Below are 22,144 nucleotides of genomic sequence, written 5' to 3'. Positions count from 1 at the left end.
CGGATGGGAGCAGCAATGGCAGAATCGCGCGGCTCGGCCGGGCTCGCCACACTGGCCGGCGCACTCCGCCGCAATCCCGCGCTGACGGCGAAGCAGGAGATCGCGCTGGTCGGCGACGTCTTCGGTGGCGGTGACTGGATCACCGGCCCGGGCGACGACGGCGCCGTGGTCACAATGGACCCCGACCCTGCCGGCGCAGACGTCGTCGCGTGCGGCGAGGCGCTGCTGCCCGCGTTCATCACCGCCGATCCGTATGGCGCGGGCCTCGCCGCGATCCTGACCAACGTCAACGACCTCGCGGCGATGGGCGCGGTCCCGAAGGGCATCGTCGACACCGTCGTCGGTAGCGAGCCGGTGGCCCGCGAGATCTTGCGCGGCCTGCGCGCCGGGAGCGAGATGTATCGCGTGCCGCTCGTCGGTGGGCACCTGACCTTGCACGACGGCGCGGCCGCGCTCTCGGCATTCGGGCTGGGCCAGACCCGCCGGGCCCTGTCGTCGACCCGGGCCGCTCCCGGCCAGACGCTGCTGCTGGCCTGCTGCACCGCCGGCCGAATGCGGCCGGACTTCCCGTTCTTCGCATCCTTCGACGAGCGCGGTGACCGCCTCGGCGACGACGTGCGAACCCTCGCCTCGGTGGCCGAGTCGGGCGCGTGCGTGGCGGCGAAGGATGTCAGCATGGCAGGTCTGATCGGTTCGCTCGCCATGCTGCTGGAGCACCGGCGACTCGGGGTCACCGTCGACCTGGACGCGCTGCCCGTGCCGGCCGGGGTGCCACTGGACGCGTGGCTCATGTGCTTCCCGGCGTTCGCGTTCCTGCTCTGCGCGCCGTCGGACCGCGCGGGCGAGTGCGCGGCGGCGTTCACCGATCGAGGACTGGAGGCCACGGTCCTCGGCCACCTCGATGCCAGTGGGGTGCTCGCGATCCAGCGCGACGGAGACGTGGCGACCGTCATGGATCTGCGAGTCGACACCGTTACCGGCCTGCGCCACTGACCCGGCCGGGTCAGTGGCGGATCCCCGCCGAGAGCTCACGCATCGTCCGCGCGCCGACGTCGGGCGATGGCAGGTCGATCGACATGCGCTGATGCGGCAGACCGACGTACAACTCCGCGTCGCCCTCGGCGTGCCAGCCCAGGTGGACGAAGAAGGCGACGTTGGGCGCCTGGATGTGCGCCACCATCCGCGTGCCCCCGTGGGCGCCGGCTGTGGCAACGGCACAGCGCACGAGCGGCGCCCCGACACCGTGCACCCGGTAGGGCCGAAGCACGCACAGCCGGTCTCCCTGCCACAGGCCCTCCGCGTGGTCGAGCGGAAAGAGGCGCACGGCGCCGGCGAGGTCACCCGCATAGCGGCCCAGCAGGTGGATCACCTCCGAGTCATCGTCGTGCGCGTCGTGGTCGGACTCCTGGAACACCGCCTGCTCGGCGACGAAGACCGCATGCCTGATGTCCTGCTGTGCCGCGAGCTCCGCCGACGACACCGCAGCCCGGCAGGTGATCAGGCCGCCCGCGAGAATCGACGGGGCGCGTTCCGACCTCGCGACGCGCAGACTCACAACGCGCCCTGCGCGGCCAGCGGCTCGAGCGCTCGCATCCCCGAACAGGCCTGACATCGCGCGCAGCCGGCCTTCGCGACGGTGGAGTACATGCCCCGCAGCGCCATATAGGAGACGACCCGGCGGTTGATCCTGTTGGTGTAGGCCGCGTCCGGTGGCGACGCGTCGGCCATCAGGCTGCCGGCGACCGGCCGCAGCGGCACGACAAAGGGGTACACGCCGATGTCGATGGCACGCTGACATCCCCGAATGGTGAGGTCGGGGTCCTCGCCCATGCCCAGGATGACGTACGTCGTCACCTGGCCCTTGCCGAAGATCTCGACCGCCCGCTCCCAGGTCTCGAAGTAGCGCTCGATACCCGTGTGCGCCTTCCCGGGCGCCACCCGCGCGAGCACGTCCGGATCGAACGTCTCGACGTGGATGCCCAGGGTGTCGATGCCCAGGTCGTGCACCTCGTCGAGCACCTCGAGGTCGCGCGGGGGCTCGAACTGCACCTCGACGGGGAGGCCGGTGGCCTCCTTGACCGCGTGGCCGCATCGCGCCACGTAGCGCGCACCGCGATCGGGGGCCTTGGAGCTGCCGGTCGTCAGCGTGACGTCAACCGCCCCGTCCAGGTTCTTGGCGGCCAGCGCGACCTCGGCCAGCTGCTCCGGAGTCTTCTTCACAATCGTCCGGCCGGCCTCCAGCGAGAGCTCGATCCCACAGAACGTGCACTGGTCTGCGGTGCCCCAATAGGTGCAGGTCTGCACGACGGTGCTCGCAAACGAGTCCAGATGCAGCAGGCCGATCTGCCAGTAGGGGATCCCGTCGGCCGTCTGCAGATCGTAGAACCGCGGGCGGGCCTGGCCGTGCGCATCGGCCAGGCGCTCGCCATCTCGATAGATCCCGTATCCGTCGTCCTCCGCCTTCAGCGCATAGGGCGAGTCCGCGGCGGTGGCATTGTCCGTCGGCACAGTGAGCGAGTAGCCGCCCACCCAGAGCTGGCCGGAGTCCGAGGGACCCGCGCCACCACGACGGCCCTCGATGGGCGACTCGACACGCAGGCCATGGGCCTGCAGGTCGACGAGCAGCTCGGCGAGTGCAGCCTGCCGGCGCCGACCCTCATCAGTCGATACTGTGTCGGCGGCTGGGCCACCGGCAATGTGAATACTCATGCTCAGGCCTTCCATACGTACACTCCACGACATGAGTCGCGTCCTATAAGACAAGCCCGTCGTCGGCGCACTGTCAAGGATGATTCGCAGTCCGCTGCCGGGATACGACTGATGCGAGCAGAATTCCCGACCTTGTCCGACCGCATGACGTACACTATCGTTGTATATGCACGTCTTATGGTTGATGATCGGTGATTTTGTTCGATCCAGGATCCGACGCACCGGGCGGGCCTGGGCAAGGAGTTGACGCACGTGTCGAAGTTGGCCGTCGTGGCACTGGGAGGCAACGCGTTCACGGTCGAGAACGAGGCCGGCCGCTATGAGGACCAGGCACGCCACGCGGCCGTCATGGCCGAGCTGATCGGAGGCATGCTCGATGACGGCTGGCTGCTGGCTCTTGTCCACGGCAACGGTCCGCAGGTCGGCAACCTGGCGATCCAGCAGGAGGACGGGGCGGACCTCGTGCCGGCCCAACCGCTGTTCTCGCTCGTCGCGATGACCCAGGGCGAGCTCGGCAGTCTCATCACCCTCGCGGTGCGCAATGCGACCGGGCGCACGGACGTGACGGGTGTGCTGAGCCACGTCGTCGTCGACCAGGACGACGCCGCATTCGCCGCACCGTCGAAGCCGATCGGGCCGTTCCTGACCGAGCAGGAAGCGCATCGCCTGGCAACGGACCGCGGCTGGCACATCCGCGAGGACTCGGGCCGCGGCTGGCGGCGCATCGTCGCCTCCCCGCGACCGGTTCGCATCACCGAAGTCGACGCGATCCGCCAGCTCCTTCGAGCCGGCCACGTCGTCGTGACCGGCGGCGGCGGCGGCATCCCTGTAGTCCGCGGAGTCGGCGGTGAGTTCGAGTGCACCGATGCCGTGATCGACAAGGACTACGTGGCAGCGGAGCTCGCGGTCGCGGTCGGAGCGCAGGCGTTGGTGATCGTCACGGCGATCGACGCGGTTCAACTCGACTTCGGCACCCCACGACAGCGGCCGATCGCGCAGATGGAACTGGACGAGGCCGAATGCCACCTGGCGCAGGGCCAGTTCCCCGAAGGCAGCATGGGACCGAAGATCAGAGCGTCGACCTACTTCCTGCGACACGGTGGAGAGGTCGCAGTCATCACCACGGCGGCGCTCGCTGCCCGTGGCCTGCGGTGCACCGATCCGGATGACTCGTCCGCCGGCACCCGACTGGTTCATCGGCGCGCGGCCACGTCGTCGGAGGGGAGCACCTCTTGATCGTGGCAGTCAGCGTCTTCCCCGGCACCTACGTGGACTCGGTCGTCGCATTGCGTGGCATGCGAGCCATGCGCGAGGCGGACGGTGTGCAGTGGGCGACGGCCGTGGCCGCCACTCCCGCGAACCTGGCTGCGCTGCGCGACGAGGGCATCACGGACGAGCGGCTGAGCACCGCGACGGCGAACGACTTCTGCCTGGCCGTGCGGGCCGACGAGAGCAACGCCGCCGACCACGCACTCGAGCTCGGCCAGGAGGCGGTGTTCACCGCCACGCCGAAGGAGACCGCCACCACACGGCACCCCAGGACGGTTCGTGCGACCCTGGCGGCCGAGCCGGAGACGAATGTGGCGGTCGTGTCGGTCCCCGGCGACTACGCGGCCCTCGCCGCCTACCAGGCCCTCAGCGCCGGCCTGCATGTGCTGCTGTTCAGCGACAACGTCCCGCTGCGCGACGAGCTCGCCCTCAAGACCTATGCCCGGTCGCGTGGCCTGCTGGTCATGGGTCCGGGAGCCGGCACGGCAATGCTCGCGGGCACCGGCCTGGGATTCGCCAATGCCGTCAGTCACGGTCGCGTCGGGGTCGTCGCAGCGGCCGGCACGGGCGCGCAGGAGGCCATGACCCTGCTCGACCGGTGGGGTGTCGGCGTCAGCCAGGTCATCGGCGTCGGTGGCCGCGACCTCAGCAGCGACATCGACGGGCGCATGGCCCGGTCCGGGGTCGAGTACCTGCGCGACGACCCGGACACGGACGCAATCCTCCTGGTGTCCAAACCTCCGGCAAAGAACGTGGCGCAGCAGGTGATCGAATCAGCAGGCACCACGCCACTGGTCGCTGCGCTGATCGGCCTCGACGAATCCGGCTTCGCGGTGCCGGACACCGTGACCCTGGCCCGCACCCTGGAATCCGGTGTCGCCGCGACGCTGCGGGTGCTCGGCCACAGCCCGCCGGACACCACCCGGCTAGGCGGCCCTGCTCTCCTCGACGCCCGCAACAGGCTCGCGCCGGGTCGGCGCACGGTGCGCGGGCTGTTCTCCGGTGGGACGCTGTGCTACGAGTCGCTGGTGATCCTCGGCGCCATCCTCGGGTCGGTCTACTCCAACACCCCGATCAACCGCGCGTGGTGCCTGCCGGCCCCCGCCGCCAGCCACCAGTGCCTGGACCTGGGCGAAGAGGAATACACGAAGGGCCGTCCGCATCCGATGATCGACCCGGAGGCACGCATCGACGTGCTGCGCGAGCACGCCGCCGACGACAGCGTCGCGGCGATCATCCTCGATGTGGTCTTGGGATACGGGTCCAACCCCGACCCAGCCGGCGCACTCGCCCCCGTCTGCGCGGAGATCATGGCAAACGGCGGCCCGCAGATCGTCGCCTACGTGCTGGGCACCGACAGCGATCCACAGCGGTGGAGCGCACAACGTGACACACTCATGAGTGTCGGCGCCATCGTTACCGAGACCGCAGCGCGCGCCTCGTTCGCGGCCGCGGCCCTCGCGACCGGGGATCTGTCGTTGATGGAGACCCCACTATGAACCTGCCACGTGTTGCGCTGGTCAGCTACTCCACCAGGCCCCGAGGCGGCATGGTGCACACCCTCTCGCTCGCCGACGCTCTGGTCGCACGGCACGACCCGGTGCGAGTGGTGGCTCTGGACCGTCGGCCGAGCATCGGCTTCTTCCGCGCGGTCTCCGCCCCCACGATGCTGATCCCTGGGCCTGCCCCGCTGCCTACGCTGGAAGAGCGCGTCTTCGCATCCGTCGACGCGCTCGAAGCAGGGCTGCACGATGTCGCCGAGGACGTCGACGTCCTACACGCCCAGGACTGCATCTCCGCACGCGCCGCGGCCCGCGTCCGCGACGCCGGCGCGCCAGTAGTGGTCGTGCGCACCGTGCACCATGTCGACGACTTCACCACTGCGGCCCTGATCGACTGTCAACAGCAGGCGATCAGCGAACCCGACCGGCTGATCGTCGTCAGCGACGACTGGCGTCGGCGCCTTGCCCGCGAATACGGCGTGGCGGCGACCGTCATCCACAACGGCGTCGACAGCGCTCGGTTCGGTCCGATCGACCCGACTACTCGGACGCAACTGCGCGAGGCCGCAGGTGTCGCAGACCGATTCGTCTTCCTCGCGGTCGGCGGAATCGAGCCGCGCAAGGGGACCGCCTGCCTGTTTCGCGCCCTCGCGCAGGTGCGCGACCACGGCCGTCGGCCGGCCCTGGTGATCGTCGGCGGGCACTCCTTCCAGGACTACACGGACTACCGCGACAAGGCGCTGGCACAGCTGGACGAGTTCGGTCTCGCCCTCGGCTCGGACGTGATCCAGGTCGGCACGGTGAGCGACGAAACGCTGCACCACTGGTATCGGTCCGCCGACGCACTCGCCTTCCCGTCGCTGAAGGAGGGATGGGGACTCGCCGTCCTCGAGGCACTCAGCGCCGAGCTGCCCACCGTCACCAGCGACATCCCGGTGCTCCGCGAATATCTCACCGACGGCGTGACCGCCGTCCTGACGCGGGCCGACGACCCCACCGACCTGGCACGCGGTATGCGGTCACTGATGGACGATCCACCGCTGCGCTCGCGACTGGCGTCGGACGGTCTGGCCCTTGCGCACCGCTTCACCTGGGCGCAGGCCGCTGCCGAGCACGAACGGCTCTATCGCTCGTTGCGCGGCTGAATCCGACCGCCTACCAGCATCACGGCTCGACAATCCGACGGAAAGGACACGGCGATGGCAAGGACAATCGTGATCATCGGCGGCAGCGCGGCGGGAATGGGAGCCGCCGGCGCGGCCCAGCAGGTCGACCCCGACGTGCACGTCATCATCTACACGGAGCTCGCCGACGTGGGCTACAGCCCATGCGGAATCCCCTATGTGCACGGCAAGGAGATCGACTCGTTCGACCGGCTGATACTCCAAGGAAAGGAGTTCTACGCCGACCGCGGATTCGACATCCATTACGAGACCGTTGTGAGCGGCATCGACACCAAGCGGCACACCATCGACGTGCCCGGTGAAGGCTCCGTCGGATACGACCAGCTGGTGATCGCCACCGGATTCAAGTATGAACAGCCGAAGGTGCCCGGGTCCGACCTCGGCAACCTCTATTACGTCCGCGACATCCGCGCCGCGCAACGATGGGACAAGATCCTCGACTCGGTGCATCACGCCGTGATCGCCGACGCACAGCCCATCGGTGTGGAGATGGCAACAGCACTGGCACATCGCGGGATCGAGACGCATCTGGTCGATCCGCATCCATGGCCCATGGCCGAGATCACCGACCCCGACATCATGGAGCCGGTCGAGGAGTCCTGGCGCGAGCTGGGCGTGCACCTCCACCTCAACACCCGGATCGACGCCTTCCTCGGCACCGAGCGGGTGCAGGCCGTGCGCACGTCGAACGGCGACATCGCGGTGGACATGGTTGTCGTAGGCACGAAGAAGCTGCCGAACAACGACCTGGCCGCCGCGGCCGGTGTGAAGTGCGGATCGACCGGCGGACTGATCGTCGATGAACACATGCGCACGTCGGTGCCCGACGTCTTCGCCGCCGGAGACTGTGTGGAGGTGCCCCAGGGCACCACCGGCGTGCCGGTCCAGGGACTGTCGGGCAGCCACGCGTATGCCCAGGGCAAGATCGCCGGCAGTGGCGCCGCCGGCACTCTTCGCAGCTACTCCCCCGTGTATGTGCCCTGGGGCCTCGTCGCCGGCAAGTGGATGGTCGGCGGCGTGTCCTTCGGCGAGACGCTCGCCGGCGCCCTGGGCATCCCCTACGTGAAGGGCGTGGCAGAGGGTATCTCGCGGGCCCGCTACTACCCCGGGTTCAAGAAGATCCGGGTCAAGCTGCTGGCCGAGCCCGGCACCCTCAAACTCATCGGCGCACAGCTGGTCGGCGGTGAGGGGATCAAGGAGCGGTGCGACTTCCTGGCCATGGCGGCACGGAAAGGACTGACCCTGCACGATATTGCTTGGATGGAGAACGTCTATTCGCCCGCCATGGGCGCGCTGGCTGAGCCGATGGCCCTCGCGGCGCAGAACGGTCTGACGGCGGTCCAGTCATGAACCGGCTCTTCTGGTGGGTGCGCACCAACTCGCAGAAGTATCTGCTCGAGGCGACCCAGACCGAGCTCGCGAAGCAGTATGGCCGCTCGGGGCCGGTGGGCCGCAAGACCCCTGAGGTCGTGTTCTGGAAATACGTCTTCGTCCCGCTCTACCGCCGCCTGCCGTGGTCTATCAAGCACCGCGTGATCGTCGCGATGCCGGGAAGTCACCGCAAGCAGTGGACATCGACGCAGAAGCCCTGACTGCAACAGTGCCGGTGGCCCGTCACGATCGATCGTGACGGGCCACCGGGCGCTTTGACCAGAAGGTCGGACGGCGCTACATCGTCCAGGTGTTCAGGGTGAGCGCATGCTCCTTCCAGGCGGTGATCGCGGCGTCCAGCACATCCTTGGGGTTGATCGGCTTGACGCCTTCCATCATGTCGATCTCGCGCATGCCGTACAACGCGGCAGCCGAGAACCGACAGGCATACGCATGGCCGCCCTCGTCCATGAACCGCTGCAGCAAGGTGTTGTAGTTCATGTTGCCCGGGAAGCCCTCGTCACCGACCTTCGGGAACCCGCGCGTCGCGGCCGCAGCGAGGGATCCTGGGCCGAACATGACGAAGTGCGTCTCGAATCCCTTGCGCAGGATTCGGGTTGCGGTCAGCAGGTTGACCAACGACGCGGAACTTTCAAACGGCACACAGTGATAGAAGACGAAAGCCTTCTGTCCCGGTTCCGCCTGATGGTCAGGAAAGACCTTGTCCTCGTAGTCGACAATTGCATCTCCTGCCTTGACCCGTTCACCGACGATATCCACCATTAGTGTCTCCTTTCCGATGGACGACCGGTTTGAAACATCTCTGAACCATTCGAGATCAGTCGCCGTACAGGGTGGCGAAGTTGTCTCGCAGGAACAGGTTGGCCAGTTCGCCGTCGCCGGCCGCGGCCGTCATGCGAGCCAGTTCACCGGCCTGGTCACCCCATGGTTCGTCGCTGGCATAGAGCAGGTGGTCCTGGCCGATGCCCCGCTTCTCGATCTCGTTCACCAACCAGCGGGGCGCGAAACCAACGGCCCAACTGGTGTCTGTGTAAACCTGTTTGCCGGCTTCGATCCAGTCGAAGAACTGGTGCCCGATCAGCTTGATGTGCGCGCTGACCCCGCCGCCCAGGTGCACCAGGTGGATCTTGACATCGTCTGCGTAGCGATCCACCAGCGTGCCGACGACGTCGATGTCGGAGTTGCCGCCTGGCGAGGTGTGCACGTGGACCACCAGACCGTGCTCGCGTGCCGCACCGAAGATCCGGTCCAGCTGGACGATGCACTCCGGGTCGTCGGCGCGCCCGCCGAGCAGGAAGCTGGTCTTGAGCACCTTCACGCCCGCTTCGCCGGCGAGCGCCAGTGCCTTGTCGTTGAGCTCGGCGTCCTGCGGGCGCGGTGAGGTCCAGATGCCGCAGCGGATGCGATCGTCGGCGGCGGCCGCCTCCAGCGCGAGCTCGTTGAGCGAGAACGAGACCGTGGGGTCGGGGACACCGTAATTCGGTATCACCAGGGCCCGTTCGGTCCCTTCCCTATCCAAGTCTGCGATCAGCTCGGCCACGGTCGCCCGAGCCGAGATGTCGGGGTGCACCGGAGGCCCGCCATAGAACGGGTACTCGGGCATGATCCCAATGTGACGATGAGCATCATTGACAAGCCGAGGGGACATACCAATTACCATACAACAGAACCATGTCGGATAGTAGAGGTTTGCGGATTTCGGACCGACCCGACTCGCGGTCGCGTAAGCGCGCCGCATTGTCGAACAGTGGAGGTTCGTACGCTATAGTTAACGGCCGTGACCGAGCCGAAAACACCTGCCGAAGGCACCGCGGACAGCGTGGTCGCCGTCCCGCCCAGAGGAGCCGAAACCGTCGCGGCCGAGCGCTGGCGCGCCGCCGAGGACCGGCTGTATCCGCTGATCGTCGCCGACCCCGACCTCTACACTCTGGTGGTCGAACTGGTCGTCGAGGCACGGGATCTGCTCCGCACGGAGTGCATGTCGGTGCCTGCACTCATCGAGACCGCCGCCGCGGACGTCCTGGCGCGGTGTGCCAAGACACAAGTAGTGCAGTCCGAGGGGTTCGACCCACAGACCGCGTTCGACGCCGCCCGCGCAGCGCGGTTACGCGAACTGCGACAGAGCTGAGAGCGGAAACCATCATGAAGAACACACCCGCCCTGCAACGGACGACCGAGCAGATCCCGAGCGCAACGGCGGAGCCCGCCGCAACCGTGCACTCACGTGGCTCGTCGCACGCGACGCGCATCGACGACCACGTCACCGGGATCGTCGGCTCGATCGGAGCCAAGGTCCGGCACCTGCGCAAGAGCCAACGCCTGTCCCTGCAGCAGCTCGCCGTCAAGGCGGACGTGTCGGCGGCGGCGATCCACAAGGTCGAGCGCAGCGACATGGTGCCGACCGTCACCACCCTCCTCAAGATTGCCGCGGCGCTCGACTGCTCCGTGGGATATTTCATCGGCGACGACCGGCTCTCGGACCCGGTTGCCTTCACCCCGGCGGCACACCGCGAGGACGTGTTCACCCCGCATACGGGTTTGCACCTCGCTGGTATCTCTGGGCCTTACTCGCCGTTCCACAGCGCGGCGGCGATGGCCACGGTGGAGCCCGGTGCCGACAGTGGCGGCAAGCTGCTCGCCCACCCCGGTGAGGAGCTCGTCTTCGTCGTCAGTGGTGGCCTGACCTTCGATATCGGCGGCTCCGAATACGTTCTGCGGCGGGGGGACTCGCTGCACTTCCTCGGCGATCAGCCGCACCATTGGGCAAACGTGCGCAAGACCTCCGCGCGCGCCGTCTGGTACGTGCTGCGCGACTCCTGACCGCGCCCGGTCACGTCGTCAGTGCGACGACGACTCCCAGCAGGGCGTCCATGCCCGAGGTGTGTCCGAAGCGCCGCAACCGGTCCACCGCGTCGATCACGGCTGCGAAATCCCCGTGCCCGAGCGCGGCGAGCACGGCACGCAGCGCTCCGGTCGCCATCCCGGAGCAGGCGTAGTGCAGGTACTCCACCGAGATGTCGGTCGTGCGGTTTCGGGCCGCTGTCTCGAGCATCGGCGCCAGATCACCCATGCGCACCACGTCGACCGCTTGAACAGCCCATAGCGCAGCCAGTACGCCGACCAGGAAGTCGTCCCCGCTCGGCGTCAGGCCCGGACCCCGGCCGAGGCAGTCGACGACCGCGGCGTCAACCTTGCCGCGACGCACCGACGAGGCCACTGAGATGAGCGCCGGGTCGTGGCTGAGATCCGGCCACACCGTGCCAAATCCGGTTGCCGGCCGTGTCCGCGCGAGCTGGGAAAGCAACCGTCGAGCCGCCGGCCGCGCAACCTCCAACGGGATCACCGGGACGTTCGGGTCGTAGATGAGCGGACCCGCTGAGCCGTCCGGGGGAGGCCGCTTCGCGGAGGTCTCACCGGGCTGCCCGCGAAACTCCACCTCGTTGCCTGCGCCGCCAACTCGCCGAAGCCGGTCCAGGCCGGCCGACGTGAGGTCGACGCCGTGCGGCGCCCGCACCCCGCCAGAGGTGCACGTGACGAGCCGCTTGCCGCAGCGGAGGTTCACGGCCGTGCTGAACACCGAGTGGACCCGCAGCCGCGAGTGCTCGGCAAGCAGCCGCCATACCGGTCGGCTCACGGCGATCACCGGGCACGAACGCCCGGTGCCCGTCGACGTGACCTCGACCAGGGCTGCCACCGGTCAGCTTCCTGTCCCCGCTGCAACTACGGTGGTCAGAATCCGTTCGGCTCTCGCGGCGTGTACGGCGATTCGAGCCGCCGCAACTCCTCGCCACTGAGCTCGAGCTCGGCGGAGGCGATGGCGTCGGTCAGGTGCGACTGCTTGGTGGCACCGACGATCGGCGCCGTCACAGCCCCCTGCTGACGGACCCAGGCGAGCGCCACCTGCGCACGGGACACACCACGGTCGGACGCGATCGCGCCCACGACGTCTACGACCGCCCGATCCGCGTCCTCGGCCTGCTGGTAGAGCCGCTTGCCGAAGTCGTCGGTCTCCGTGCGCTGCGTGTGCTCGCCCCACGGGCGAGTCAGCCGGCCACGGGCCAGTGGGCTCCACGGGATGACGCCGACGCCCTGGTCCTCGCAGAAGGGCAGCATCTCCCGCTCCTCCTCGCGCTGCAGCAGGTTGTACTGGTCCTGCATGGACACGAACCGGGTCCAGCCGCCGAGGTCGGCGGCATACTGCGCCTTCGCGAACTGCCACGCATACATCGAGGAGGCACCGAGGTAGCGCGCCTTGCCCGCCTTCACCACGTCGTGCAGCGCCTCCATCGTCTCCTCGATGGGCGTATGCGGGTCCCACCGGTGGATCTGGTAGAGGTCGACGTGATCGGTGCCCAGCCGTCGCAGGCTGGCATCGATCTGCGCCATGATCGCGGCCCGGGACAGGCCCGACTGGCTCGGTCCCTGCCCCATCGGCATGAAGACCTTGCTCGCCAGCACGATCTCGTCCCGCTGAGCGAAGTCCGCCAGTGCGCGCCCGACGATCTCCTCGCTGCTGCCGTCCGAGTAGGCGTTCGCCGTGTCGAAGGTCGTGATGCCGGCCTCGAGCGCCTGCTGGATGAAGGGGCGCGACGACTGCTCGTCCAGCGACCAGGGGTGGTTGCCACGGGCCGGGTCGCCGAAGCTCATGCATCCGAGAATGATCTGCGAAACCTTGAGGCCGCTGTCGCCGAGCCGAATCTGATCCATGCCCCCTGCCTACCGGTCGTTGACCGTTCACACAAGTCCGGGTCGTAACCTCGTGCACGGACCACGACCAACGAGGAGCAGAGATGCGCAGCGAAACAACCTCCATCACGACCCCGGACGGTGTCGCAGATGCCTATCTGAGCCGACCGGACAACGGCGATCACCCGGGTGTGCTGCTGTTCATCGACGCGATCGGGCTTCGCCCGCGGATCGAGGAGATGGCCGACCGGATCGCGAGCTGGGGGTATGTCGTGCTGACACCGAACCTCTTCTACCGCACCGGCAAGGCCGCCGACCTCGCACCCAAGACCGACCTGAGCGTGCCGGAGAACCGTGAGGCGTTCTTCGCCGACGCCATGACGCGGGTCAAGAGCCTGTCCACCGAGCAGGCGATGAGCGATGCGGGCGCCTACCTCGACGCGCTCCAGGCGCAGCCGGGCGTGACCGGGCGCGCCGTTGGCACGACCGGCTACTGCATGGGCGGCCGGTTGTCCTTCGTGACCGCGGCAACCTACCCCGACAAGGTGGTTGCGGCGGGCGGGTTCCACGCCGGCGGCCTGGTCACCGACGGCCCGGACAGCCCACACCTCCTGGCCGACAAGGTGTCGGCCGAGCTCGTCTTCGGCCACGCGGACAACGACCGCTCGATGCCGGCCGCAGCCATCGAAGAGCTCGAGGCCGCCCTCGACCGTGCCGGGGTGACCTACACCTCCGAGGTGTATGCCGGCGCGGCGCACGGCTACACGATGGCCGACACGGCGACCTACAACGAGGACGCGACCGAGAAGCACTTCCACGTGCTGGAGGATCTGCTCAAGCGGCGCCTCGGATAACGGCTCGCGCCCGAACCGATCCCTCCTCCCGATTGTGCACTTTCGCTCCAACCGCGCAGCTGTAGGTGCGCCTTTGGAGCGGAAGTGCACAACTGGAGTAGGGCGGATGCGTCGGGGATGATCGGCGAATGACCTACGAGACGATCGACTACACCACGCGGGACGGCATCGCCACCATCACGCTGAACCGACCCTCCCAGCTCAACGCCTTCACCGTGCAGATGGCCGACGAGCTGGTCGATGCCTACACCCGCGTCAACACCGACGACGACGCCCGCGCGGTGGTCGTCACCGGCGCCGGTCGCGCGTTCTGCGCCGGGATGGACCTGTCCGCGACCGGCAACGTCTTCGGTCTCGGGGTCGACCACGACCCGACGCTCGAGGACATGCACGAGCGCCTCGACGATCCGGACATCAAGGCCCGCGTGCGGGATACGGGTGGCCGTGTGACGCTGGCGATGTATGCCTGCACCAAACCGGTGATCGGAGCCATCAACGGCGCGGCCGTGGGCATCGGCGCCACCATGACGCTGCCGATGGACGTGCGACTGGCCTCGTCGAAGGCTCGCGTCGGCTTTGTCTTCGGCCGTCTCGGCATCGTCCCCGAGGCCTGCTCCTCCTGGTTCCTGCCGCGACTCGTCGGCATCTCACGAGCACTCGAGTGGTCCTACCGCGCCGACATTCTCAGCGCGGACGAGGTCCACGACGGTGGCCTGGTCCGCTCGGTGCACGAACCCGACGAGCTGTTGCCCGCGGCATACGCCCTGGCGCACTCCTTCGTCGACGGTCACTCCGCCGTCGGCATCGCACTGACCCGTCAGATGATGTGGCGCAACGCGGCCCAGCCGCACCCGTTGGAGGCGCACCGGATCGACTCGCTGGCCATGTACTACACGAGCATGAACGACGGCGTCGAAGGCGTGCACGCGTTCCTGGAGAAGCGGCCGGCGCAGTTCACCGGATCGGCGTCGCGGGACCTGCCGCCGTTCTACCCCTGGCAGGAGTGAGTGCCGCGCCTCCGCCTCCGATGACGGCGAATCGGCACTGCGCGAATAGTGACTTGCGAGCAGGCGGAATCGACGGTTCGGACCGATTGCCAACCCTCGTCGGGCTTTGCGGCAATTTTGCATCAAATGCCCGTATATCCCTGCACGGAGTGACTGATGGGACTAGCGTTACCTCGCCATTCGAACAGAATGGGGAGTCAGCCCGGTCGATGACCGGCGAAGGAAGGAGACGTCGGTGGTCGAGTTCATCAGTCGTCGATCCGGAGGCCCGTATCGATCGGGTCAGCGGAACGGCGGTGCCCCGGCAGTAGTCGTGCAGGTCGCCAAGACACGCGACCCGAGAGGAGACTGACAATGTCTGTCAAAACAGAGGGTGGTGGCGGCACCGTTTCAGGCGATGATGCTCGCCTGAAGAAGGAATTCGGCACGGTCGGGCTTCTGTTCACCGCGATCGGCTCCATCATCGGCTCCGGGTGGCTGTTCAGCTCCCTGCACGCGTCCGAGCAGGCCGGCCCGGCCGCGATCATCTCCTGGATCGTGGGCACGATCATGTTCCTGCTGATCGGCCTCAGCTACGCCGAGCTGGGTGTGATGTTCCCTCGCAGTGGAGGCGTCGCCCGCTACCCGCACTACGCCTGGGGATCGTTCGCCAGCTACTCCATGGGCTGGGTGACCTGGCTGTCCTGCGCCGCCGTCGCCTCGGTCGAGGTCTCCGCGGTGCTGACCTACGCGGCGTCCTACCTGCACTGGCTGGAGCACGCCAACGCCACCCTCACCGGAACCGGCCTGATCATCGCGATCGCGCTGATGGCTCTGTTCGTGGCGATCAACTATCTCGGCGTCAAGTGGTTCGCCCGCATCAACAACACGATGGTCTGGTGGAAGCTCGCGATGATGGTGCTGGTCATCGTCGCGGTGATCGTGTCCACGTTCCACTTCGGTAACTTCAGCCTCCACACCAAGGACGGCAGCGGGTTCGCGCCGTACGGGATCAAGAGTGCCTTCGAGGCCATCCCGGCCGCAGGCATCGCCTTCTCCTTCCTGGGCTGGCGCCAGGGCATCGAGCTGGCCGGTGAGACGGACAACCCGAAGCGAAACGTCCCGCTCACGCTGATCGGCTCGGTGGTGATCTGCGGCGTCCTCTACATCCTCCTGCAGGTCGCCTTCATCGGCGCCCAGGACCCGACGGCGCTGGCCGCGCACGGCTGGCACGACGTCGGCAGCCTGATCAAGACCGGCAGCGACGCGGGCAACTTCAGCCCGCTCGCCACGCTGGCCACGGTGCTCGGCATGAGCTGGCTGGCCGGCCTGCTGTACGCCGACGCCTTCATCTCCCCCGGTGACACCGGCCTGATCTACACCAGCGTCACCGCCCGGATGTCCTACGCGATGGGCCGCAACCGCAACGCTCCGGCCGTGCTGGCGAAGGTCAACGACAACGGCGTGCCGTGGCCGAGCCTGATCCTGGCCTGGGTCGTCGGCTGCATCTTCTTCCTGCCGTTCCCGAGCTGGCAGGCGCTGGTCGGCATCGTCACCTCGCTGACCGTGCTGTCCTTCGGCAGCGGCGCCATCGCGCTGCTCACCTTCCGCAAGCAGATCCCCGAGGTGGAGCGCCCCTACCGTGCGAAGGGGGTGTGGATCATCGCCCCGTTGGCGCTGCTGTCCACCAACCTGATCATGTACTGGGCCGGCTGGGACCAGGTCTGGAAGATGATGTGCGCGGTGGTTCTCGGCTACGTGCTGCTGGGGATCTTCGAACTCACCGACCGGGGCCCGATCCGGCGCGCACCGCAGCTGGACTTCAGGTACGGCTGGTGGGTACTCCTCTGGTTCGCCGGCATTCTCCTGGTCAGCTACCTCGGAAGTTACTCAGGTACGTCGACGACCAACGCCGGCCAGGCGAACGTCTACGGGTTCAACGGCGGCATCATCGCGAACATCATCCTCACTGCGGTGGTGCTCGCGGTGGCCTGGTATTGCCAGCTGCCCGGTGACCGGGTGCGCGAGATCCTCGCGGAGCCCGAGCTGGAGGTGGACGGCCCGGAGCCGGCAGCGATCTGACCGGCGCCACACGAAACCGGCACTACACCAAGAGGTCGGGCACAGACACCGTCTGGGCCCGACCTCTTGTGCGGCCTACCCGCGTCGCTCCGCGCGCCGCGCCCGAAAGAAGTCCGTCAGCAGCGCGGCGCACTCCTGCTGCCGCACACCCCCGACTGCGCTCGTATGCAGTGGCGACGGGTTGTCGCCCGTAACGTCCCACGCGCTGCCGCAGGCGCCGGCCTTCGGGTCCCACGCGCCGAAGACGACCAGGCCGATGCGGGCCTGCATGATCGCGCCGATGCACATCAAGCACGGCTCCAGCGTGACGCACATCAAAGTGTCGTCCAGGCGGTAGTGGCCACGAGCCTGCGCGGCCGATCGGATCGCGAGAATCTCGGCATGCGCCAGCGGATCGCCGTCGGCCACGCGGCTGTTACAACCGTGGCCGAGCACGTCGCCGTCCGGCGTCAGCACGACCGCCCCGACCGGGACGTCGGCGGTCTCGAGCGACGCCCGTGCCTGCTCGATCGCCAGGCCCATCCACCCGGCATACCTCGGGTCCTGCGGGTCGGCCTCCGACGCGTTGGTCACGCGTAGAGTCTGGGCCATGCGCGTCCATGTCGCCAATCACCCGCTGATCGCCCACAAGCTGACCTATCTGCGCGACAAGCGCACCGACAGCCCCACCTTCCGCCGGCTGGCAGAGGAACTGGTGACGCTGCTCGCCTACGAGGCAACGCGTGAGGTGCGGGTCGAGCCCTTCGAGATCGAGACTCCGGTCGCCCCGACCACCGGCATCAAGCTGTCCTCACCGAAACCGCTCGTGGTGCCGATCCTGCGCGCCGGGCTGGGCATGCTCGAAGGCATGGTGCGGCTGCTGCCGAGCGCGGAGGTGGGATTCCTCGGCATGATGCGCGACGAGGAGACCTTGCAGGCCATCACGTATGCCAACCGGCTGCCCGACGACCTGTCCGGCCGGCAGTGCTACGTGCTGGACCCGATGCTGGCGACCGGTGGCACCCTCGCGATGTCGCTGAAGTACCTCGTCGAACGGGGCGCCGACGACATCACCGCGGTCACGCTGCTGTCGGCGCCCGAGGGCATCAAGGCGCTGGAGGCCGAGATGGACGGTATGCACGTGCCGATCACGCTGGTGACCGGCGCCATCGACGACCACTTGAACGAGAAGGGCTACATCGTGCCGGGTCTCGGCGATGCCGGCGACCGGCTCTACGGCGTCGTGTAGGAGTCACCCCAGGACACGGAACGCGCCTGCTTGTATGTCGTGCCCTGCCGTTTGGTGACGACCGCACGTCCCACGGTGGCGTCCGGGCGGCACAGCTGCAGGTCGACCAGGCCCTTGCGCTTGACCGGATGGCGGATCACCCTGGGGGCCGGATCTCCCGGCACGGGCTGGCCGGGTTGGACGGCGAAGACATACGAGAACTTCTCATCCTCGTGACCGAGGCTGCCCTGCTTGAGACGGCGGTGCACCGCGGATCGGTCGACCCGAGCCGCGAAGTGGCACCAGTCCGACCCGGCCAGCGGGCAGGCGCCCTGGTGGGGACACGGTGCAACCACTGTCCAGCCCTGCGCGAGCAGCCGATCGCGAGCGCCCAGCACCCGGGCGTACCCGTCCGGAGTGCCCGGTTCGATCACCAGCACCGCCATCCGGGCGAGCTTCAACGCCTGGTCGACGATCTCCCGCTGCTGGCGCTCGGTCAGCTCCGACAGCACGTAGGAAACCGTCACCACATCCGCGGGGTCGCGCAACGCTTCGCCAAGTCGCCACGACCCGAACGAGATCGGCGCATCGTCGCCGGCGAGCTGCCGGCCGAGGTCGAGGCACCCCTGCACCTGGTCCACCACCTGCACCCGCGCCTGCGGCCACACACGCGTTGCCGCCCAGGCGGCGCCGCCGGTGCCGCCGCCGAGGTCGAGGACCGTGCGCACGCCGGGACCCGCCGGGACCCAACGCAGGCTCGCCTGGCCCAACGCGGCGGTCACCGCGGCGTACGTCGAGGGCATCCGATAGAGCGCGTAGGCCAGCGCGTCGACCGGGTCGCGCAGGATGGGCGCCGTGGCGGCGCCGCCGGCCCGATAGCGAGTGATCAGCCGCTCGACGGATGCGGCGATCTGCGCCGCCGGTCGTGTGTCGGCCACCTGATCGAGCGCCCGGCGCAGCAGAATGCTGGGGTCGCTCGCACTATCGGACATGGCTCGCAGGCTAGGCCACCCCACAGAACACCCCACGGGTAGGGTGAGAAGACCGTTCGACACACCCGGGCTCGGCTCATCGGCAGTCACATTGACCACTTCTGTCACAATGGGTGTCTACTGCCCGCACGACCGTGCGTCGACACCCGTCTGAGACCGGAGGACCCATGGCGACCGAGAGGGTCAAGAAGATCATCATCTGGGTGGTCTTTGCCTTCATCGTCTATGCCATTTTCACCTCACCGACCCGTTCTGCCGACATCGTGCACTCGTGCTGGCAGATCCTCTCCGACGGCGTGAAGAACCTGGGCGCCTTCTTCAACAGCATTCTCAACCGCTGACGGTCGGTCATGCATCAGGTCGATGCGCGCGGTGCCGCGGCCATGCGGCGTTACCTCCTCGATGACGAACACCTGGTCGCCGCGGTGCACCAGCACTGGGCGCGCCTGGCCGAGGTGATCGTATGCTGCGTCGTCGGTTTCGTCCTCGTCGTCATCATCGGTCTGGTGACCCCGGCCTCGGCCGGCACCCTGTCGAACGCCGCCTGGTGGATCTGGTTCGTGCTGCTGGTCTATGCGGCCGGGAGCTTCTGGCAGTGGCGGCGGGAGTGGTTCGTCGCCACCGACCGCCGACTGCTGCTGACCTACGGGGTCATCAACCACAAGGTGGCGATGATGCCCATGCAGAAGGTCACCGACATGTCCTTCAACCGGTCCCTGCCCGGGCTCATCCTCGGCTACGGCAGCTTTGTGATGGAAAGCGCCGGGCAGGAGCAGGCGATGCGCCGCATCGACTACATCCCGCACCCCGACGAGACCTACCGATCGATCTGCGACCAGATCTTCGGGGACCGCAGTGACGACGCGTATGCCGACCATCTGGTGCCGGTCGACCTCGCCACGGAGGCGGAGCACGCGGACCCGACCGATCTGCCGCTCCGGCGCTACGGCGACTACCTGGGGGTGCATCCCACCGGCGCGGGCACACCCCCCGAGCCGAGGCGGACGACCCGGCTACGGCACCGCCTACTGCGACGCCCCAGACCCGCGGGCGACCTGCCGCTGGACCACTACGAGTCGGACCAGGGTTGGACGGTCAGCAACGAGGACGCGTCGACCCCGCAGCCCGTGAGTCACCGATACCGCAGTCGTCGCGACGACGAGGCATGATTCACTTCCTCTGCCCCCAAGTACCATCGAGGCCCTGCCTCACATCATCCAGGAGTACCCACCCATGGCGGTCCGGCCGATCACGATCATCGGGCACAAGGCTCTGCACCAGCCCACCAAGAAGGTCAAGGAGATCACCGACGCCACCCGCGTCCTGATCGACGACATGTTCGACACCCTGGAGGCTGCCAACGGCGCAGGGCTGGCCGCGAACCAGGTCGGCGTCCGTCAGCGGATCTTCGTCTTCGACTGCGAGGACGGCGCGGGGACCGCGCACCGCGGCTACGTCATCAACCCCGTCCTGGAGCGTGGACCGGTGCCACCGGGCGATCCCGACCCCGAAGAGGGCAGCGAGGGCTGCCTGTCGGTGCCCGGCGAGGCGTTCCCGACCGCCCGCGCGACGTGGGCACGAGTCACCGGCACCGACCTGGATGGCAACGAGGTGGTCGTGGAGGCCGACGGTGGCACGCTCGCGCGTTGTTTGCAGCACGAGACCGACCACCTCGACGGCAAGCTCTACCTGGACCGGCTCACCCCCACCTATCGCACCGATGCGCGCCAGGCTCTGAAGATGCGCGGCTGGCAGGACGACCACATCACCAAGTGGGACCCGACCACCGAGAAGGCCGAAGACATCTAGGCCACCCTCGACAAGTCGCCCCACTAGGTCCAATGCCGTTCGGTTAGTCGTCGGGTTCTGGCGTCAAGATTGTGGTGTGGAGTGTCGCGATATAGGTGTGATGGTCAACGTCGCGGCCTTTGGCGCGGTACTTGGAGATCGCGCGTTTGATCACTCGTGGCCGGGTCCGGATCCGCCGGGCGGGCAGGAGGTCGGCCAGGATCGCGGCCCCGATCCGGCCGACGAGGTCGATCGCGGTGCCGGCGATGGTTCCCGCGGCCTGGATGATCTGGTCGCGTGCGGCCTGCAGCGCCACGGTGAACGATGCCCGATCGGGAGCCACGTCGGGCTGGCACAAGGTCGCGTCGCTCATCGCGGTGCGCAGGACTTGGTAGGCGGCCAGCAGGGCCCAGACTTCTTGCTCGACGCCGGACGGGTGACGGGCGCGCAGCACCCGGCCACCGAGGATCGTTGACTTGAGCTCGCAGTAGGCGGTCTCGATCTGCCACCGGTGGTGGTACAGCTCGACCAGCTGCCTGGCGGGGGCATGGTCTGGGTCGAGCAGGGTGGTAACCAACCGGTAGGTCCCGGTGCGGGTGTCGGCCTCGGTGGTGATCGTGACCTCCGCGTCGATCACGCGGACCCGGGCCCCGTGGGCATCTGCGAGGTAGGAGCCGTCCGACAGTCGCCGACGCACGGGCAGCTTCATCGCGCCGTGCCCGGTCTTGGCGCGGATCAAAAAGTCCGCGCCGGTGTCGGTGATCTGGGTGAAGAAGGCGTAGGCCGCGAAGTTGCGGTCGCCCAGCAGCAGCATCCCCCGCGTCAGCGCGCGGGTCAGTTGTGCGGCGTAGGTCAGCTCCCCGACCCGGTCGGTCCCAAAGGCCACGTCAATCATCGACCTGGTCCCGGTGGCGACCAGGGCCAGCAACCGGATCATCGGGTACCCGGGCTCCCCGTTCGGGCCACCGGCCGACTTGGGGAAACGGGCCCGGTTCGCGTCGGTGTCCGGCACCGCGATCTGGGTGCCGTCGATCGCGACCACGAGCCGCCCGGCGAACCGGACCGCCTGCTCGGCGCGAGTTGCTGCGGGTCCGGCCAGCAGAGCGAACAGCTCCCGCACCGGCCCGGGCCCGACCCGGCGCATCGCCGCGGTCAACGCCGACCCCGACGGGCGAACCACCGGGCTCGTCAGGCCCGTGGTCAGGCGAGACCACACCTGCCGCCACCCCTGACCGGCGAACAGGCCACCGGCCAGCAGCAGGTACACCACCACCCTCGAGGGCAACCGGCGCAGCCGTTGCTGCGTGCCGCCGGTGGCCTCCAGTGCGGCATCGACCATCTCCGGTGGGACGACCTGGGTCAGTTCGCCCAGATGCCCCGGCTCGTAGACACCCGAGGACAGGGAAACAGGAGTGGTGGCAGAATCAGACATCGCAGCCCTTGTGGGGTAGATCGGTCTTGGCGGACAGATCCATTCCTACAAGGGCTGCGTC

Annotated in this window: 24 protein-coding genes; 15 read left to right on the top strand and 9 right to left on the bottom strand. The window is 68.1% G+C overall.

Going from position 1 to position 22,144, the window contains the following annotated elements; all coding sequences use genetic code 11:
- The first annotated feature begins 15 nt into the window (after positions 1 to 15).
- Positions 16 to 993 carry an AIR synthase related protein gene (locus FGL98_RS04845; RefSeq protein WP_146315605.1) on the top strand — a complete coding sequence of 326 codons (978 nt, stop codon included), beginning with the start codon at positions 16 to 18 and terminating at the stop codon, positions 991 to 993.
- 10 nt (positions 994 to 1,003) lie between these two features.
- On the opposite strand, the gene FGL98_RS04840 is transcribed toward FGL98_RS04845, so the two are convergent.
- Both FGL98_RS04840 and FGL98_RS04835 read right to left on the bottom strand, forming a co-directional pair.
- A complete protein-coding gene (locus tag FGL98_RS04840) occupies positions 1,004 to 1,555 on the bottom strand; it encodes an MSMEG_0567/Sll0786 family nitrogen starvation N-acetyltransferase (RefSeq protein WP_222432016.1) in 552 nt (183 codons plus the stop codon).
- Complete coding sequence (locus FGL98_RS04835) at positions 1,552 to 2,709, bottom strand: MSMEG_0568 family radical SAM protein (RefSeq protein WP_146315603.1); 1,158 nt, start codon at positions 2,707 to 2,709, stop codon at positions 1,552 to 1,554. Before FGL98_RS04835 ends, FGL98_RS04840 begins: the two co-directional genes overlap by 4 nt.
- Positions 2,710 to 2,961: 252 nt before the next feature.
- Here FGL98_RS04835 and FGL98_RS04830 point away from each other — a divergent pair, with 252 nt between their 5' ends.
- From FGL98_RS04830 to FGL98_RS04810, 5 genes are read left to right on the top strand one after another with little or no spacing between them, the layout of a single operon-like run.
- Entirely contained in the window at positions 2,962 to 3,945 is a 984-nt protein-coding gene (locus FGL98_RS04830; RefSeq protein ID WP_186525983.1) for a carbamate kinase, read from the top strand.
- Between the two features lie 2 nt (positions 3,946 to 3,947).
- Positions 3,948 to 5,477, top strand: coding sequence for an AllF/FdrA family protein (locus tag FGL98_RS04825; RefSeq protein WP_246136372.1), 1,530 nt, complete (start codon positions 3,948 to 3,950; stop codon positions 5,475 to 5,477).
- Positions 5,474 to 6,625: an MSMEG_0565 family glycosyltransferase gene (locus FGL98_RS04820; RefSeq protein WP_146315601.1), complete on the top strand. Its 1,152-nt coding sequence runs from the start codon at positions 5,474 to 5,476 to the stop codon at positions 6,623 to 6,625. The genes FGL98_RS04825 and FGL98_RS04820 overlap by 4 nt, the downstream gene beginning before the upstream one ends.
- Before the next feature lie 54 nt (positions 6,626 to 6,679).
- Positions 6,680 to 8,014 (top strand): FAD-dependent oxidoreductase, encoded by a 1,335-nt coding sequence (locus tag FGL98_RS04815; protein WP_146315600.1) that lies wholly within the window; start codon positions 6,680 to 6,682, stop codon positions 8,012 to 8,014.
- Complete coding sequence (locus FGL98_RS04810; RefSeq protein WP_146315599.1) at positions 8,011 to 8,256, top strand: hypothetical protein; 246 nt, start codon at positions 8,011 to 8,013, stop codon at positions 8,254 to 8,256. Before FGL98_RS04815 ends, FGL98_RS04810 begins: the two co-directional genes overlap by 4 nt.
- A 76-nt stretch (positions 8,257 to 8,332) precedes the next feature.
- Here the strand turns inward: FGL98_RS04810 and FGL98_RS04805 are convergent, their stop codons facing one another.
- Together FGL98_RS04805 and FGL98_RS04800 are read right to left on the bottom strand one after the other, a co-directional pair.
- Positions 8,333 to 8,818 carry an MSMEG_0572/Sll0783 family nitrogen starvation response protein gene (locus tag FGL98_RS04805; RefSeq protein WP_146315598.1) on the bottom strand — a complete coding sequence of 162 codons (486 nt, stop codon included), beginning with the start codon at positions 8,816 to 8,818 and terminating at the stop codon, positions 8,333 to 8,335.
- Positions 8,819 to 8,873: 55 nt separating this feature from the next.
- The gene (locus FGL98_RS04800; RefSeq protein ID WP_222432014.1) at positions 8,874 to 9,659 is read right to left on the bottom strand and encodes an amidohydrolase family protein; all 786 of its coding nucleotides are present in this window, start codon (positions 9,657 to 9,659) and stop codon (positions 8,874 to 8,876) included.
- Between the two features lie 174 nt (positions 9,660 to 9,833).
- Here FGL98_RS04800 and FGL98_RS25255 point away from each other — a divergent pair, with 174 nt between their 5' ends.
- Together FGL98_RS25255 and FGL98_RS25250 are read left to right on the top strand one after the other, a co-directional pair.
- Positions 9,834 to 10,184 (top strand): hypothetical protein, encoded by a 351-nt coding sequence (locus FGL98_RS25255; protein WP_186525982.1) that lies wholly within the window; start codon positions 9,834 to 9,836, stop codon positions 10,182 to 10,184.
- 14 nt (positions 10,185 to 10,198) lie between these two features.
- Positions 10,199 to 10,876, top strand: a complete 678-nt coding sequence (locus FGL98_RS25250; RefSeq protein WP_186525981.1) for a helix-turn-helix domain-containing protein — start codon at positions 10,199 to 10,201, stop codon at positions 10,874 to 10,876.
- Positions 10,877 to 10,886: 10 nt separating this feature from the next.
- Here FGL98_RS25250 and FGL98_RS04790 read toward each other — a convergent pair whose 3' ends face one another.
- Positions 10,887 to 11,750 carry an oxamate carbamoyltransferase subunit AllH family protein gene (locus FGL98_RS04790; protein ID WP_146315595.1) on the bottom strand — a complete coding sequence of 288 codons (864 nt, stop codon included), beginning with the start codon at positions 11,748 to 11,750 and terminating at the stop codon, positions 10,887 to 10,889.
- Positions 11,751 to 11,785: 35 nt separating this feature from the next.
- Positions 11,786 to 12,763 carry an aldo/keto reductase gene (locus FGL98_RS04785; protein ID WP_146315594.1) on the bottom strand — a complete coding sequence of 326 codons (978 nt, stop codon included), beginning with the start codon at positions 12,761 to 12,763 and terminating at the stop codon, positions 11,786 to 11,788.
- 83 nt (positions 12,764 to 12,846) lie between these two features.
- Here FGL98_RS04785 and FGL98_RS04780 point away from each other — a divergent pair, with 83 nt between their 5' ends.
- The 3 genes from FGL98_RS04780 to FGL98_RS04770 all read left to right on the top strand — a co-directional run bounded on the left by FGL98_RS04780 (position 12,847) and on the right by FGL98_RS04770 (position 16,664).
- Positions 12,847 to 13,596 (top strand): dienelactone hydrolase family protein, encoded by a 750-nt coding sequence (locus FGL98_RS04780; RefSeq protein WP_146315593.1) that lies wholly within the window; start codon positions 12,847 to 12,849, stop codon positions 13,594 to 13,596.
- Positions 13,597 to 13,724: 128 nt separating this feature from the next.
- Positions 13,725 to 14,603 (top strand): crotonase/enoyl-CoA hydratase family protein, encoded by an 879-nt coding sequence (locus FGL98_RS04775; protein ID WP_146315592.1) that lies wholly within the window; start codon positions 13,725 to 13,727, stop codon positions 14,601 to 14,603.
- A gap of 354 nt (positions 14,604 to 14,957) precedes the next feature.
- The gene (locus FGL98_RS04770) at positions 14,958 to 16,664 is read left to right on the top strand and encodes an APC family permease (protein WP_146315591.1); all 1,707 of its coding nucleotides are present in this window, start codon (positions 14,958 to 14,960) and stop codon (positions 16,662 to 16,664) included.
- A 75-nt stretch (positions 16,665 to 16,739) separates the two neighbouring features.
- Here FGL98_RS04770 and FGL98_RS04765 read toward each other — a convergent pair whose 3' ends face one another.
- A complete protein-coding gene (locus FGL98_RS04765) occupies positions 16,740 to 17,237 on the bottom strand; it encodes a nucleoside deaminase (protein WP_342779946.1) in 498 nt (165 codons plus the stop codon).
- A 16-nt stretch (positions 17,238 to 17,253) separates the two neighbouring features.
- Between FGL98_RS04765 and upp the strand changes: the two genes are divergently transcribed.
- The gene (gene upp, locus FGL98_RS04760; protein WP_146315590.1) at positions 17,254 to 17,892 is read left to right on the top strand and encodes a uracil phosphoribosyltransferase; all 639 of its coding nucleotides are present in this window, start codon (positions 17,254 to 17,256) and stop codon (positions 17,890 to 17,892) included.
- Here upp and FGL98_RS04755 read toward each other — a convergent pair.
- Positions 17,877 to 18,863 carry a small ribosomal subunit Rsm22 family protein gene (locus FGL98_RS04755; RefSeq protein WP_146315589.1) on the bottom strand — a complete coding sequence of 329 codons (987 nt, stop codon included), beginning with the start codon at positions 18,861 to 18,863 and terminating at the stop codon, positions 17,877 to 17,879. The genes upp and FGL98_RS04755 overlap by 16 nt on opposite strands.
- A 167-nt stretch (positions 18,864 to 19,030) precedes the next feature.
- Here FGL98_RS04755 and FGL98_RS25245 point away from each other — a divergent pair, with 167 nt between their 5' ends.
- The 3 genes from FGL98_RS25245 to def all read left to right on the top strand — a co-directional run bounded on the left by FGL98_RS25245 (position 19,031) and on the right by def (position 20,672).
- On the top strand, positions 19,031 to 19,204 hold the full coding sequence (locus FGL98_RS25245) for a hypothetical protein (protein WP_186525980.1): 174 nt from the start codon (positions 19,031 to 19,033) through the stop codon (positions 19,202 to 19,204).
- Positions 19,205 to 19,246: 42 nt separating this feature from the next.
- On the top strand, positions 19,247 to 20,032 hold the full coding sequence (locus FGL98_RS04750) for a PH domain-containing protein (RefSeq protein ID WP_222432013.1): 786 nt from the start codon (positions 19,247 to 19,249) through the stop codon (positions 20,030 to 20,032).
- 64 nt (positions 20,033 to 20,096) lie between these two features.
- Positions 20,097 to 20,672 (top strand): peptide deformylase, encoded by a 576-nt coding sequence (gene def, locus FGL98_RS04745; RefSeq protein ID WP_146315587.1) that lies wholly within the window; start codon positions 20,097 to 20,099, stop codon positions 20,670 to 20,672.
- A 43-nt stretch (positions 20,673 to 20,715) separates the two neighbouring features.
- On the opposite strand, the gene FGL98_RS04740 is transcribed toward def, so the two are convergent.
- Positions 20,716 to 22,083 (bottom strand): IS4 family transposase, encoded by a 1,368-nt coding sequence (locus tag FGL98_RS04740; protein WP_146315586.1) that lies wholly within the window; start codon positions 22,081 to 22,083, stop codon positions 20,716 to 20,718.
- Positions 22,084 to 22,144 lie beyond the last annotated feature (61 nt).

Source organism: Leekyejoonella antrihumi (assembly GCF_007845645.1).
Taxonomy (GTDB): Bacteria; Actinomycetota; Actinomycetes; order Actinomycetales; family Dermatophilaceae; genus Leekyejoonella; species Leekyejoonella antrihumi.
The sequence above is the reverse complement of the archived record's forward strand: the minus strand, read 5'-3'. Positions and strand labels throughout refer to the sequence as shown.

Bases quoted from the DNA above. Each gene is read 5' to 3' on its own strand.
- FGL98_RS04775 (WP_146315592.1), top strand. From the start codon at position 13,725: ATGACCTACGAGACGATCGACTACACCACGCGGGACGGCATCGCCACC.
- FGL98_RS04740 (WP_146315586.1), bottom strand. From the start codon at position 22,083: ATGTCTGATTCTGCCACCACTCCTGTTTCCCTGTCCTCGGGTGTCTAC.
- FGL98_RS04770 (WP_146315591.1), top strand. From the start codon at position 14,958: ATGTCTGTCAAAACAGAGGGTGGTGGCGGCACCGTTTCAGGCGATGAT.
- FGL98_RS04755 (WP_146315589.1), bottom strand. From the start codon at position 18,863: ATGTCCGATAGTGCGAGCGACCCCAGCATTCTGCTGCGCCGGGCGCTC.
- upp (WP_146315590.1), top strand. From the start codon at position 17,254: ATGCGCGTCCATGTCGCCAATCACCCGCTGATCGCCCACAAGCTGACC.
- FGL98_RS04750 (WP_222432013.1), top strand. From the start codon at position 19,247: ATGCGGCGTTACCTCCTCGATGACGAACACCTGGTCGCCGCGGTGCAC.
- FGL98_RS04780 (WP_146315593.1), top strand. From the start codon at position 12,847: ATGCGCAGCGAAACAACCTCCATCACGACCCCGGACGGTGTCGCAGAT.
- FGL98_RS04805 (WP_146315598.1), bottom strand. From the start codon at position 8,818: ATGGTGGATATCGTCGGTGAACGGGTCAAGGCAGGAGATGCAATTGTC.
- FGL98_RS25250 (WP_186525981.1), top strand. From the start codon at position 10,199: ATGAAGAACACACCCGCCCTGCAACGGACGACCGAGCAGATCCCGAGC.
- FGL98_RS04810 (WP_146315599.1), top strand. From the start codon at position 8,011: ATGAACCGGCTCTTCTGGTGGGTGCGCACCAACTCGCAGAAGTATCTG.
- def (WP_146315587.1), top strand. From the start codon at position 20,097: ATGGCGGTCCGGCCGATCACGATCATCGGGCACAAGGCTCTGCACCAG.
- FGL98_RS04785 (WP_146315594.1), bottom strand. From the start codon at position 12,763: ATGGATCAGATTCGGCTCGGCGACAGCGGCCTCAAGGTTTCGCAGATC.
- FGL98_RS04815 (WP_146315600.1), top strand. From the start codon at position 6,680: ATGGCAAGGACAATCGTGATCATCGGCGGCAGCGCGGCGGGAATGGGA.
- FGL98_RS04820 (WP_146315601.1), top strand. From the start codon at position 5,474: ATGAACCTGCCACGTGTTGCGCTGGTCAGCTACTCCACCAGGCCCCGA.
- FGL98_RS25245 (WP_186525980.1), top strand. From the start codon at position 19,031: ATGGCGACCGAGAGGGTCAAGAAGATCATCATCTGGGTGGTCTTTGCC.
- FGL98_RS04845 (WP_146315605.1), top strand. From the start codon at position 16: ATGGCAGAATCGCGCGGCTCGGCCGGGCTCGCCACACTGGCCGGCGCA.
- FGL98_RS04835 (WP_146315603.1), bottom strand. From the start codon at position 2,709: ATGAGTATTCACATTGCCGGTGGCCCAGCCGCCGACACAGTATCGACT.
- FGL98_RS04800 (WP_222432014.1), bottom strand. From the start codon at position 9,659: ATGCCCGAGTACCCGTTCTATGGCGGGCCTCCGGTGCACCCCGACATC.